Annotated in this window: 10 protein-coding genes and 1 other RNA gene; 9 read left to right on the top strand and 2 right to left on the bottom strand. The window is 72.9% G+C overall.

Annotation, left to right across the window (positions count from 1 at the left end):
- Positions 1 to 488: 488 nt before the first annotated feature.
- The 4 genes from GCU69_RS15395 to GCU69_RS15380 all read left to right on the top strand — a co-directional run bounded on the left by GCU69_RS15395 (position 489) and on the right by GCU69_RS15380 (position 6,452).
- Positions 489 to 2,174, top strand: a complete 1,686-nt coding sequence (locus tag GCU69_RS15395) for a serine/threonine-protein kinase (protein WP_156206362.1) — start codon at positions 489 to 491, stop codon at positions 2,172 to 2,174.
- Between the two features lie 833 nt (positions 2,175 to 3,007).
- Complete coding sequence (locus GCU69_RS15390; protein ID WP_156206361.1) at positions 3,008 to 4,339, top strand: serine/threonine-protein kinase; 1,332 nt, start codon at positions 3,008 to 3,010, stop codon at positions 4,337 to 4,339.
- Between the two features lie 46 nt (positions 4,340 to 4,385).
- Positions 4,386 to 5,492: a peptide chain release factor 2 gene (prfB, locus tag GCU69_RS15385; protein ID WP_098752148.1), complete on the top strand. Its 1,107-nt coding sequence runs from the start codon at positions 4,386 to 4,388 to the stop codon at positions 5,490 to 5,492.
- 315 nt (positions 5,493 to 5,807) lie between these two features.
- Positions 5,808 to 6,452 (top strand): LPXTG cell wall anchor domain-containing protein, encoded by a 645-nt coding sequence (locus GCU69_RS15380; RefSeq protein WP_098752147.1) that lies wholly within the window; start codon positions 5,808 to 5,810, stop codon positions 6,450 to 6,452.
- Positions 6,453 to 6,611: 159 nt separating this feature from the next.
- Here the strand turns inward: GCU69_RS15380 and GCU69_RS15375 are convergent, their stop codons facing one another.
- Positions 6,612 to 6,809 carry a hypothetical protein gene (locus GCU69_RS15375; RefSeq protein WP_098752146.1) on the bottom strand — a complete coding sequence of 66 codons (198 nt, stop codon included), beginning with the start codon at positions 6,807 to 6,809 and terminating at the stop codon, positions 6,612 to 6,614.
- Between the two features lie 346 nt (positions 6,810 to 7,155).
- On the opposite strand from GCU69_RS15375, the gene ftsE reads away from it, so the two are divergent.
- The 5 genes from ftsE (at position 7,156) to ssrA (ending at position 11,169) form a co-directional block, all read left to right on the top strand.
- Positions 7,156 to 7,845, top strand: a complete 690-nt coding sequence (gene ftsE / locus GCU69_RS15370) for a cell division ATP-binding protein FtsE (protein ID WP_098752145.1) — start codon at positions 7,156 to 7,158, stop codon at positions 7,843 to 7,845.
- A gap of 43 nt (positions 7,846 to 7,888) precedes the next feature.
- The gene (gene ftsX / locus GCU69_RS15365; RefSeq protein ID WP_156206360.1) at positions 7,889 to 8,800 is read left to right on the top strand and encodes a permease-like cell division protein FtsX; all 912 of its coding nucleotides are present in this window, start codon (positions 7,889 to 7,891) and stop codon (positions 8,798 to 8,800) included.
- A 67-nt stretch (positions 8,801 to 8,867) separates the two neighbouring features.
- Positions 8,868 to 10,064 carry a S41 family peptidase gene (locus GCU69_RS15360; RefSeq protein WP_156206359.1) on the top strand — a complete coding sequence of 399 codons (1,197 nt, stop codon included), beginning with the start codon at positions 8,868 to 8,870 and terminating at the stop codon, positions 10,062 to 10,064.
- A gap of 18 nt (positions 10,065 to 10,082) precedes the next feature.
- Complete coding sequence (gene smpB / locus GCU69_RS15355; protein ID WP_098752142.1) at positions 10,083 to 10,589, top strand: SsrA-binding protein SmpB; 507 nt, start codon at positions 10,083 to 10,085, stop codon at positions 10,587 to 10,589.
- A gap of 201 nt (positions 10,590 to 10,790) precedes the next feature.
- Positions 10,791 to 11,169, top strand: a transfer-messenger RNA (tmRNA) gene (gene ssrA / locus GCU69_RS15350).
- A 364-nt stretch (positions 11,170 to 11,533) separates the two neighbouring features.
- Here the strand turns inward: ssrA and GCU69_RS32655 are convergent.
- The coding region (locus tag GCU69_RS32655; RefSeq protein WP_170315857.1) for an MFS transporter at positions 11,534 to 12,716 on the bottom strand (1,183 nt) is incomplete at its 5' end.

The raw sequence follows: 12,716 nt of genomic DNA, 5'->3' as shown, positions 1-12,716 counted from the left end.
ATCCGGCCGACCTCGCCCGCCCCGGCTGCGACACCCGGCCGCGCCCGCCCCGCCCCCGCCCCCCGGCGACGACCGGCTCGTACGCAGGGCTCGTACGCCCGGCTCGTACGCAGGGCTGCGCATTACATCCCGCGTCGCACGCCGGACCGCCGCTTCCGGGGGCCCACACGTTCCGCTCGGGGTGCGGCATTCCGCCGGGGGCGCGCGGTCTTCCGCCCGCCGGGCGCGCGGCTCCCGTCAGGGGCGCGCGGCCTTCCGGCCGGGCGGGCGCGGCATTCCGCCGCGGGGCGCGCGAGCCGGGTGCGGCAACCCCCGGGGGCCCCGTTCGCGTCTCTCCGTACACCGCCCCCCGGCGGCCGAACCGGACCGGCCCCGTACACGGCCGGTCGACTGCCTGGCCGGCGGCACTACAGTGGGGGCGGAACGGCCCGTGGACACCGTCGGCGGACCGGAACCAAGTCTCCGACCACGACCAGGGAGCGCATGACGTGCGGCCGGTAGGCAGTAAGTACCTGCTCGAGGAGCCGCTCGGCCGGGGCGCGACGGGCACCGTGTGGCGGGCCCGGCAGCGCGAGGCGGCCGGCGCCGAGGCGGCCGTGGCCGGGCAGCCCGGCGAGACGGTGGCGATCAAGGTCCTCAAGGAGGAGCTGGCGAACGACCCGGACGTCGTGATGCGCTTCCTGCGCGAGCGGTCCGTGCTGCTCCGGCTCACCCACCCCAACATCGTGCGGACCCGCGACCTGGTGGTCGAGGGCGACCTGCTCGCCCTGGTGATGGATCTGATCGACGGCCCGGACCTGCACCGCTATCTGCGGGAGAACGGCCCCTTCACCCCGGTCGCCGCCTCCCTGCTGACCGCGCAGATCGCCGACGCGCTGGCCGCCAGCCACGCCGACGGCATCGTGCACCGAGACCTCAAGCCCGCGAACGTGCTGCTCGCGGACAGCGGTGACGGGATGCACCCGATGCTGACGGACTTCGGGATCGCGCGTCTCGCGGACTCCCCGGGGCTGACCCGCACCCACGAGTTCGTCGGCACCCCGGCCTATGTCGCGCCGGAGTCGGCCGAGGGCCGGCCGCAGACGTCCGCCGTGGACATCTACGGCGCGGGCATCCTGCTCTACGAACTGGTCACCGGCCGTCCCCCGTTCGCCGGCGAGTCGGCCCTGGAGGTGCTGCACAAGCACCTCAGCGAGGAGCCCCGCCGCCCCACCACCGTGCCCGAGCCGCTGTGGACGGTCATCGAGCACTGTCTGCGCAAGAACCCGGACCAGCGGCCCAGCGCCGAGAACCTCGCCCGGGGCCTGCGCACGGTCGCCGCCGGTGTCGGGGTGCACGCCTCCGCCGCCCAGGCCGAGGCCGCGCTCGGCGTCGCCGCACTGCTGGCCCCCGATCCCACGCCCGCGCAGGTCCCGGGCACGGGCGCGGGCCACGGCGGGGCGCCCGGTTCGGCCGACCCGACCCAGGTCCTGCCCACGGGCTCGTCCGCCTACGACCCGAACGCCGCGACCAACGTGATGCCGGCGGCGGGAGCGGCCGGTGCCGCCGGTGCCGCGGGCGCCGCGGCAGGTGCCGACCCGACCCGGGCGATGCCCCCCGTGCCCCCCGGCCCGCCGCCCGGACCGGGCGGCCCGGACGACGAGCACCCCTGGCAGAACCAGATGCGCGCGGCCCGCGACCGCAACGAGCAGACCCAGGTCCAGTACCTCGACCCGAGCGAGGACCCGCTGCGCCGCGCCCCGCGCCGCCCGGCACCGCAGCAGCCGTACGGGCAGCAGGGGTACGGGCAGCAGGGGCAGCAGCCCCCCGCGCCGTACGCCCCGCCGCCCCAGCAGCAGCCGCGCCCCCGACGCCGGCAGGAGCCGCCCCCGCAGCGGTACACCCGGCCGCCCGCCCCCGAGCCGCGCCCGCGCCGCGAGCCGCGCCGCAGCGCCAATCCGATGCGGATCCCGGGCCTCGGCTGCCTCAAGGGCTGTCTGTTCACCGTGCTGATCCTCATCGTGGCCGCCTGGCTGATCTGGGAACTCACCCCGCTCCAGGACTGGGTCGCCGAGGGCAAGAGCTTCTGGCAGGCCACCACCGACTGGATCGGTCAGGCCACGGACTGGATCTCCCAGCTCGGCGAGGCATCCGAGAACGCCCCCGAGATCCCGGACACGGGCGGCAACGGCTGACCGCCTCCGGGCGCCGCCACCGCCCGCCCGGTCCCGGCGGCCGCGCGCACACGAGCCCGGCCGCCCGCCGGAAGGGCACCCGCCGGACCGGTCACCGGTCCGGCACCTGACGGACAGGCGTCCGCCGGACCGGCGCCCCGCGGACCGCCGCCGCCCCGCGGACCTGCGCCCTGCGGACCTGGGCCCTGCGGACCTGTGCCCCGCGGACCGGCGCTCGGCCGACCGGCGCCCCGCTGAACCGTCGCCCGGGCCGGCGGGCCGCCGGATCGGTGGGCCGCCAAAAACGGTGGTCGCCGGCACCGGCACCGGCCCAGCTGTCTCCGGGGCCCGGCCCGCTGTTCCCGGCCCCCGGCCCCCGGCCCCCGGCCGCACAGGCACCGGCGCCGCTCCGCGCCCGGCCGCCTGTGCCGGGCCGCGAGCGAAGACAGCAGCGGAGCCGACAGCAGCGGAGCCGAGACAGGAGCGGACAGAGGAGCAGACAGGAGCGGACGGGAGCCGAGCGGAGAACGGCGCCGGGGCCGACACAGCAGCCGAGCGGGGACCGGCGCCGGGGCCGGGACGGCGACGGGCGTATGCGGGAACGGCCACGGGGACAGGGACAGGGACAGGCCCAGCCGTCCGCTCCCGCCCGCACCGCCGGGGGACCGGCGCGGAGCACTCGTACAGGAGGCTCGTACAGAGGCTCACACAGGAGATTTGTCGACTCCTGCGGGCGGATTTATCCCCCGGAAGTGACGGTTGGTGCCATCTTGGGCGCGCGAACCCCCGGCGGCCGCGTAGCTTTGTCGCCAACGCCAGCCCCCCGCCGGAGGGCATGACACGTCGGAGCAGTCTTGGCACGGAAGATCGGTAGCCGGTACACCGCCCACCAGATCCTGGGGCGGGGGTCCGCCGGCACGGTGTGGCTGGGCGAAGGGCCCGAGGGCCCCGTCGCCGTCAAACTCCTGCGCGAGGACCTGGCGTCGGACCAGGACCTCGTCGAACGCTTCGTCCGCGAGCGCACCGCGCTGCTCAGCCTCGACCACCCGCGCGTGGTCGGTGTCCGCGACCTCGTGGTGGACGGCAACGACCTCGCGCTCGTCATGGACCTGGTGCGCGGCACGGATCTGCGCACCCGCCTGGACCGCGAGCGCCGGCTCGCCCCCGAGGCGGCCGTCGCCATCGCCGCTGACGTCGCCGACGGGCTCGCCGCCGCGCACGCTGCGGGCGTCGTGCACCGCGACGTCAAGCCGGAGAACGTCCTCCTCGACATGCAGGGCCCGCTCGGCCCCGGCGGCGCGCATCCCGCGCTGCTCACGGACTTCGGCATCGCCCGGCTCGTCGACGCCCCGGGCCGTACCCGCGCCCTGCGCTCCTCCGCCGCAGGTGGCTCGGGACCGGGCACCGGCGGCGCCCGGGCCGGGCAGAACGCCGCCGCCCGCAACATCATCGGCACCCCCGACTATCTGGCCCCCGAGATCGTCGAGGGCCTGCCGCCGCGCGCCTCCGTCGACATCTACGCCCTCGCCACGGTCCTCTACGAGCTGCTGGCGGGCTTCACGCCCTTCGGCGGCGGCCACCCCGGCGCCGTACTGCGCCGCCATGTCACCGAGAGTGTCGCCCCGCTGCCCGGCATCCCCGACGAGCTGTGGCAGCTGCTCGTCCAGTGCCTCGCGAAGTCGCCCGCGTCCCGGCTGCGGGCCGCGGAGCTGGCGGGCCGGCTCCGGGAGATCCTGCCCGGCCTGGCCGGGCTGCCGCCGCTCGACGTGGACGAACCGGACCCGGACGACCCGGAGCAGCAGGGTTACGAGGAGGATCCGTACCGGCCCGAGACCGCGCCCGGGACGCCCCGCCGCGGTGCCGTCCCGCTGGTGCACGGGTCCGCGCCGGACTCCGGCCGCGACACCCACACCAGCATGCGCGTGCCCAGCGCGGACGAGCTGGCGGGAGGGGCGCGCGGCACTGCTCGTGTGCCCCGTGTCGCGGGCGAGCGCCGTCCCGGCTCCGCACGCCACCGTTCGGCCGCGGAGGCCGCCCGGCGGCGCCGGGTGCGGCTCGGGGTGACGGCCGCCGCCGTGCTCGCGGCGGCCGGTATCGGCGGCTGGCTGGCCACCTCCGGGGGCGACGAGCCCGGTGGCAACCAGGCGCCCGGCGGCCCGCCGCACTCGGCACCCGTGGACCCGTGACCTGCCCCGGCGAGGGCCGCGGCGCACAGCCGTTACGCTGGGGGGCGTGGCAGTCGTCGATGTATCCGAAGAGCTGAAGTCCCTCGCAGCGACCATGGGGTCGATCGAGGCCGTCCTCGACCCTGAGCGGATGAGGGCCGACATCGCCGTGCTCGAGGAGCAGGCGGCGTCGCCCAACCTCTGGGACGACGTGGAGAACGCGCAGAAGATCACCAGCCGGTTGTCCTATCTCCAGGGACAGCTGCGCCGGACGGAGGAGCTGCGCGCCCGGATCGACGATCTCGAAGTGCTCTTCGAGCTCGCCGACTCCGAGGACGACGCGGACGCCCGCGCCGAGGCGGAGGGCGAGCTGGTGGCGGTGCGCAAGGCCGTCGAGGAGATGGAGGTGCGCACCCTTCTCTCCGGCGAGTACGACTCCCGCGAGGCCCTCGTCAACATCCGCGCCGAGGCGGGCGGCGTCGACGCCGCCGACTTCGCCGAGCAGCTCCAGCGGATGTATCTGCGCTGGGCCGAGCGGCACAACTACAAGACGGAGATCTACGAGACGTCGTACGCCGAAGAGGCCGGCATCAAGTCGACCACCTTCGCCGTCCAGGTCCCGTACGCCTACGGCACCCTCTCCGTCGAGCAGGGCACGCACCGGCTGGTGCGCATCTCGCCGTTCGACAACCAGGGCCGCCGGCAGACCTCGTTCGCCGGGGTCGAGGTGCTGCCCGTCGTCGAGCAGACCGACCACATCGAGATCGACGAGTCCGAGCTGCGCGTCGACGTCTACCGCTCCTCCGGGCCGGGCGGCCAGGGCGTCAACACCACCGACTCCGCGGTGCGGCTGACCCACATCCCCACCGGCATCGTCGTCTCCTGCCAGAACGAGCGCTCGCAGATCCAGAACAAGGCCACGGCGATGAACGTCCTCCAGGCCAAGCTTCTGGAGCGCCGCCGGCAGGAGGAGCAGGCCAAGATGGATGCCCTCAAGGGCGACAGCGCCGGCTCCTGGGGCAACCAGATGCGGTCGTACGTGCTGCATCCGTACCAGATGGTCAAGGACCTGCGGACGGATCACGAGGTGGGCAACCCGCAGGCGGTGCTGGACGGCGACATCGACGGCTTCCTGGAGTCGGGCATCCGCTGGCGCAAGCAGCGCGAAAAGTAGCAAAGTTGACGCCTCGTCGGCCGGGAACGGGCGAGGCGACCGGACAACTGCCACTCGGGGAGTGGCAGTTGTCTTTTTCGTCACAGGTGTGTGCCCATGCGACGGCCAAGTGACTGCATAGAGGACATTGCGCCCGCAATGACCTTGACGGCTTGTTGGAACTTGGGAAGGCTGACGCGCGGCATGCCTATGTTTGGGGCGCGCGTGATGCGGGGACGGGGCGGAGTGCGCGCCCCGTGGGAAGCTACCCGGTACGACGGCCAGCCCATACATGGCTGCTTCATCCAATGATCAGCTACTGGGGGTAGCAGCTAGATGACGAAGAAGATGCGGTTGCGCGTGGCGCGGATCACCGCCGGTGCGGTGATCGCTGCCGGCGCGTCCCTGACCGCGGCCGGTGCCGCGCAGGCCGCGGACATAGAGATCGGCATTGCCGGCATCGGCGCGAAGGCCTCCGTCGACGAGGACGGCGTCGGCGTCGGCGTCACCCTCGGCGACCCGGACGACGACCCGTCGGAGCCGGGAGAGGAGCCGACGGGCATCCCGGACCCGACCGATCCCGAGCCCACGGACCCGGAGCCGACGGACCCGGAGCCCACCGACCCCGAGCCCACGGACCCGGAGCCGACGGACCCGGAGCCCACCGACCCCGAGCCCACGGACCCGGGACCGACCGACCCGGGACCGTCCGACCCGGACCCTGAGCCCACCGACGGCGCCGGCAACGGCGGCGGGGGCAACAACCCCGGCCCCGACGGCAGCGGCGGCAACGTCGACACCGGCACCGACAACGTCGGCTCGCAGCCGGTGGAGCAGGGCGAGGCCAAGGAGGAGCTGGCCGAGACCGGTGCTTCCGAGACCGCGTTCCTGCTGCTCGGTGCCGCGACGATGATCGCGGGCGGCATCGGCTTCCGCTTCCTGCCGCGTCTGGTGACGCGGGACGGCGGCGCCGTCGCCTGACCCGGCGATCACAGCCGTACGGCATGACGAGGGCCCCGGGACACCATGGTGTCCCGGGGCCCTCGTCCCGTCGGTGCGCGGATCCCGCACGGCCCGGGCCGGACGGGGCCGGCGGACTTACGGGGCTGAAGCGCGGGTGCTACGGGGGTGCCGGGTCGGTTACGCGGTCTGATGGGCGGCCGCGAGCACGGCCAGTGCCACCAGGGCCACCACCAGCGCGAGCAGTGCGGCCGGTGACAGCGCAGCGAAGAGGCCTTCCTGGTGCTGCATCCGCTCGCGGCTGGCGCGGCAGACGGGGCAACGGCCCTCGCTGACCGGGGCCGCGCAGTTGGCGCACACCAGTCGGTCGCATGTCATGCGATCTCCTCCTCACCGCGGCCAACGCGCGGGGAAGCGCATTGGTTCCCCTTTACCACTGTGCCAGCTTCCCGGCGATCCGGCGCGCCCCACGCGAATCCACCGGGAAAACCGCCGCCCGGCCGCCGCCGGGGCCGGGGCACGGACCGGTGGCCGGGGCCGGTGACCTGCCCGGGGGAGGGGCGCAGGGCCTATGCCTGGTTTGTGCCCGTCAGGGCCGTGAATTACCGCTCATACCCGGGTGCGGACTGCGCGACACCTCAGGCTTCGCGTATGGTCACGCTCACCGGCGGGAGCCGCTGTGCGGCTCCCGTGTTCCCCTCTACAGGTCGACCGTGGTGCACCCGTGATCCGATTCGACAATGTTTCCAAGTCCTACCCCAAGCAGACCCGGCCCGCGCTGCGGGACGTCTCGCTCGAGGTCGAGAAGGGCGAGTTCGTCTTCCTCGTGGGCTCCTCCGGTTCCGGCAAGTCCACTTTCCTGCGGCTGCTGCTGCGCGAGGAGCGCGCCAGCCACGGGTCGGTACACGTGCTCGGCAAGGACCTGGCGCGGCTCTCCAACTGGAAGGTGCCGCAGATGCGCCGCCAGTTGGGGACCGTGTTCCAGGACTTCCGGCTGCTGCCGAACAAGACGGTGGGGGAGAACGTCGCGTTCGCCCTGGAGGTCATCGGCAAGCCGCGCGGGCAGATCCGCAAGACCGTGCCCGAGGTGCTCGACCTCGTCGGACTCGGCGGCAAGGACGACCGGATGCCCGGCGAGCTGTCCGGTGGTGAGCAGCAGCGGGTGGCGATCGCCCGGGCGTTCGTCAACCGGCCGATGCTGCTGATCGCGGACGAGCCGACCGGCAACCTCGACCCGCAGACCTCCGTCGGCATCATGAAGCTGCTGGACCGGATCAACCGGACCGGCACCACGGTGGTCATGGCGACTCACGACCAGCAGATCGTCGACCAGATGCGCAAGCGCGTCATCGAACTCGAGAAGGGCCGACTGGTGCGCGACCAGTCGCGCGGTGTGTACGGCTACCAGCACTGAGTGACCGTTCCGTAGCCGCCACCGCCACCTGAGAAAGGACATCATGCGCGCCCAGTTCGTCCTGTCGGAGATCAGCGTCGGTCTCCGTCGCAATCTCACGATGACGTTCGCGGTCATCGTCTCCGTCGCCCTCTCGCTCGCCCTGTTCGGCGGGTCCCTGCTGATGCGGGACCAGGTGAGCACGATGAAGGGCTACTGGTACGACAAGGTCAACGTCTCCATCTTCCTCTGCAACAAGAACGACGCGGAGAGCGACCCGAACTGCACCAAGGGTGCGGTCACGGAGGACCAGAAGAAGGAGATCAAGGCCGAACTCGAACGCATGCCGGTCGTCGACAGCGTGCTGCACGAGTCGAGCGAAGAGGCGTACAAGCACTACAAGGAGCAGTTCGGCGACTCGCCGCTGGCCTCCTCGCTGACCCCGGACCAGATGCAGGAGTCCTTCCGGATCAAGCTGAAGGACCCGGAGAAGTACCAGGTGGTCGCGAGCGCCTTCTCGGCGCGCCCGGGTGTGCAGGCGGTGGAGGACCAACGGGATGTGCTGGACAACCTGTTCAATCTGCTGAACGGGATGAACATCGCGGCGCTGTGCGTGATGGGGCTGATGCTCATCGTTGCGCTGCTGCTGATCGTGAACACCGTGCGGGTGTCCGCGTTCAGCCGCCGCAGGGAGACCGGGATCATGCGCCTGGTGGGCGCGTCCAGTTTCTACATCCAGATGCCGTTCATCATGGAGGCCGCGATCGCCGGTCTCATCGGGGCCGGCTTCGCCTGTGTGCTCCTGGTCTTCGGCAAGTACTTCCTCGTCAACAACTGGCTGGCGGAGAAGATCGACCTGATCAACTTCATCGGCTGGGACGCGGTGCTGTCCAAGCTGCCACTGGTGCTGGCGATCGGATTGCTGATGCCTGCGATTGCGGCGTTCTTCGCTTTGCGCAAGTACCTGAAGGTGTGATGTATGCCCAAGGCGCCGTACGGTCAACTCCCCGTACGGCGCCTCGGTGTGGCCTAGACTCACCCGCATGTCGGGCTCGTCGCTATTCGTCCCGCCCCACCGGTTCCGCCGCGGGGTCGCCCTGACCTTGGTGTTCGGGGGTGTGCTGGCCACCGGCGGCATCGCCGGATCCTGGGGCGACGAGGCACGGAACTCCGCACGGAACCCGCCGCGTTCGGCGGCCGGCAGCGACCTGGCGAACGCCGCGGCCACCGCCGACCGCCAGGCCGTCGAGGATGCCGCGGCGCACGCGTCGGCCGCGGGCCAGTCCGGTTCGCAGGCCGCCGAGGAGGTGGTCAGCCGCAGCGGCGACCGCTGGTCGGCCGTGTACAGCGAGCGCGAGTACGAGGACGTACGGCAGACCCTCGACGGCTGGTATGTCGGTGTCGGCCTCTGGGTGGGCAGCGGTGCCGACGGCCGGATCGACGTGACCCGAGCCCGTCCCGGCAGCCCCGCCGAGCGAGCGGGCATCCGGGCCGGGGACCGGCTCCTCAGCGTCGACGACACCCCCGCCGACGGCATGCCGGTCACTGAGATCGTGGCCCGGCTGCGCGGTGACGGGCAGGACGCCCGCGCGGGTTCGAGCGTCGACCTGGTGCTGAGACGCGACGGCCGTACCTGGCGGGAGACGCTGCACCGGGCCCGGCTCGCCGCCGAGAGCGTGACCGACGAGCGCGAGGCCGACGGCACCACCGTGATCCGGGTCCGCTCCTTCACCAAGGGTTCCGGCGACGAGGTGCGGCACGCGGTGACCCGCGCCCGCGGCGGCTCCGGCGTCCTGCTCGACCTGCGCGGCAATTCCGGCGGGCTGGTCTCCGAGGCGGTCACCGCGGCCTCGGCCTTTCTCGACGGCGGCCTGGTCGCCACCTACGACGTACGCGGCGAGGAGCGCTCGCTCTACGCCCGGAAGGGCGCCGTCGACACCAGGACACCGCTGGTCGTCCTGGTCGACAGCGGCACCATGAGCTCGGCCGAACTGCTCACCGGAGCGCTCCAGGACCGGGGCCGGGCGGTCGTCGTCGGCACCCGCACCTTCGGCAAGGGCTCGGTGCAGATGCCCGAGGAGCTGCCGGACGGTTCGGTGGCCGAACTGACCGTCGGCCACTACCGCACCCCGTCCGGCCGCGCGGTCGACGGCCGCGGCATCACCCCGGACCTGGTGGCCCGCGAGCGGGCCGTGGAGCGGGCCGGGACAGTATTGACTGGCCTCGGGGGCGGGTCGTAGTGCGAGAATGGGCGCGCTATGGCAAAAACCAACAAGGCTAAGGCGAAGGCCGCGGAGTCGGGCCGCAAGCTGGTCGCGCAGAACAAGAAGGCGCGCTACGACTACAACATCCTCGACACCTACGAGTGCGGCCTCGTCCTGACGGGCACCGAGGTCAAGTCGCTCCGGCAGGGGCGGGCCTCCCTGGTGGACGGCTTCGTCAACCTCGACCGCGGCGAGGCGTGGCTGCACAACGTCCACATCCCGGAGTACACCCAGGGCACGTGGACGAACCACGCGGCGCGGCGCAAGCGGAAGCTGCTGCTGCACCGCGAGGAGATCGACAAGCTGGAGCGCAAGTCCCAGGAGACCGGGCACACGATCGTGCCGCTCCAGCTGTACTTCAAGGAGGGCCGGGCGAAGGTCGAGATCGCGCTCGCCAAGGGCAAGAAGGAGTACGACAAGCGGCAGACGCTCCGCGAGAAGCAGGACCGGCGCGAGTCGGAGCGGGCGATCTCCGCGGTGCGGCGGAAGCAGCGCGGCTGACGCGGCCGGCGGCCCCTCCCGGCGCCGTGTGGGGCAGTCGGCCCCGGTTGTGTGACGGGGATCACGTGATCGTTCCCGCTCGCGGGAAATGATCTGGCTCCTGTCGTGGTTGTTGAGTACGATGGTGCACAGCGCCACCGGGTCGGTCGCTTCTCGTGTCATCGGGGAGCCTCGGACCGGGTGTGCTTGTCAAAAAAACATGGGGATGATCGGTTTCGACAGCGGATGTCGAGGCAGGGGAAGCGAGCCGAGGAAGCGGCAATGATCTCGTTAACCATATGTCGCAAAAAATAATCGCCAACACCAAGCGCGATTCCTTCGCCCTCGCTGCCTGATCTAACAGACAGCGACTCTGCGGAGTGTCAGCCCGGGGTTGATCCCGCCCCGGATCCTGGCATCAGCTAGGGATCTAAACCACCGGCTCCGGCCACGGGAACCGGTGGGAAATCAAACAGTGGCTGGGCCCGTCGGAGACTTGTTCGCGTGATCTCCGGGGCCGAGAAAATCGCAGCGAACTGCGCTCGGAGAAGCCCTGTTTCCGCACCGTTGGACGCGGGTTCGATTCCCGCCATCTCCACCACAAGAACGACAGGCGACGTGTGCCCGTGCAATGCGCGGGCGGACGTCGCCTTCGTCGTGTCCGCCCGGCCGCGCCATCGCGTCGGCGAGGGCTTCGCCCCGTACCTCCGGAGAGGCCGTCGGAGAGGCCGTCGGAGAGGCCCCCGGAGAGGCCCCCGGAGAGGCCGGGGGCATGGGGTGTGGCCGCGAGCGCGACGGGGTTGCGGCGCCGACGGGCGCCGCACCCTCTGCTGTTCCCGCGCGCTCGACCGTGCCCGGTACGGGCGGGGCCTCACCACCCGCACCCCAGGAGGACGGGAACCGCCACCCGTACCGCGGGGCGACGGGTGGCGAGGCGCCGAGAGGAGGCTCCACCCGGGCCCGGCTCACCGCGAGCGGGTCGTGCGGCGCAGCCCGGGCAGGGCCGCGGCCGCCGCCAGGGCTCCGGCCGCCGCCGGGACCCAGTACGCGGCCGGGGCACCGAGCCGCTCCACCGCGTGACCGCCCGCCGCCGCGCCCGCGGCGATGCCCGCGAGCAGCCCGGTGTACGCCGTCGTCATGCCCTCGTTGAGCCGCGCCGCCGGGACCAGCCGGTGCACCAGGGACATCCCGCTGACCATCGTCGGAGCCGTGGCCATGCCCGCGACGAACAGCAGGACGGCCAGCACCGGCAGGCTTCCGGCCGCCGTCAGCGGCAGCACGCCCAGCGCCATCCCGCAGGTCCCGGCCGCCAGGCCCGCCGCGGGGTGCCGGGCGGGCCGCAACGCGCCGAAGGCCAGCCCGGCCAGGCACGACCCCGCCGCCTGGAGCGCGAGGACCGGGCTGCTCGCGGCGCCCGCGCCCAGGGTGTCGACGGCCGCCACGGTGGCGACCTCCAGGGAGCCGAACAGCGTCCCGGTCGCCAGGAAGACGACCAGCACGGCCGGGAAGCCCGGGACGCGCAGCGGGGCGGAGCCACCGGCCGCGCCGGCCGCCGGGCGCGGAGCCACCGGCGGCTCCGTGCCGCGCCGGGCGGCGAACAGCAGGGTGCCGGCGGTCATCAGCACGCCCGCCGTGAGCAGTCCCGCCTCCGGGAACAGCGTGGTGCACAGCACCATCGCGAGCACCGGCCCGCCCATGAAGCAGACCTCGTCCACCACCTGCTCGAAGGAGTTCGCGGTGTGCCGGGCCGCGCCGTCGTCCCGGTGCAGGGCGGCCCAGCGGGCGCGGGTCATCGCCCCCGTGCTCGGCAGCCCCGACGAACCGGCACAGCACAGGAACAGCGCCCAGGCCGGCGCGTCGTAACGGACGCACAGCAGCATCGCGGTGACGCCGACGGCGAACACCAGCGCCGCCGGAACGGCGACCCGCGCCTGACCGTGCCGGTCCACCAGCCGCCCCAGCAGCGGCGAGGCGACGGCCGTGGCGGCGACGCCGGTCGCGGAGACCGCTCCGGCCAGCGCGTACGAGTCGCGGACCAGGGCGATCATGACGACGTTCGAGACGCCGAGCATCGAGGTCGCCAGCCGCGCGGGCAGCGCGGCGAGCGTGAAGGCGAGCGCTCCCGGCACCCCGAACAGCCGCCGGTAC

The organism is Streptomyces lycii, assembly GCF_009735685.1.
Lineage (GTDB): Bacteria > Actinomycetota > Actinomycetes > Streptomycetales > Streptomycetaceae > Streptomyces > Streptomyces lycii.
The sequence above is the reverse complement of the archived record's forward strand: the minus strand, read 5'-3'. Positions and strand labels throughout refer to the sequence as shown.

What these genes read in the sequence shown, in the direction of transcription:
- GCU69_RS15380 (WP_098752147.1), top strand. Translation starts at nt 5,808, where the DNA reads ATGACGAAGAAGATGCGGTTGCGCGTGGCGCGGATCACCGCCGGTGCG.
- GCU69_RS15375 (WP_098752146.1), bottom strand. Translation starts at nt 6,809, where the DNA reads ATGACATGCGACCGACTGGTGTGCGCCAACTGCGCGGCCCCGGTCAGC.
- ftsX (WP_156206360.1), top strand. Translation starts at nt 7,889, where the DNA reads ATGCGCGCCCAGTTCGTCCTGTCGGAGATCAGCGTCGGTCTCCGTCGC.
- GCU69_RS15360 (WP_156206359.1), top strand. Translation starts at nt 8,868, where the DNA reads ATGTCGGGCTCGTCGCTATTCGTCCCGCCCCACCGGTTCCGCCGCGGG.
- smpB (WP_098752142.1), top strand. Translation starts at nt 10,083, where the DNA reads ATGGCAAAAACCAACAAGGCTAAGGCGAAGGCCGCGGAGTCGGGCCGC.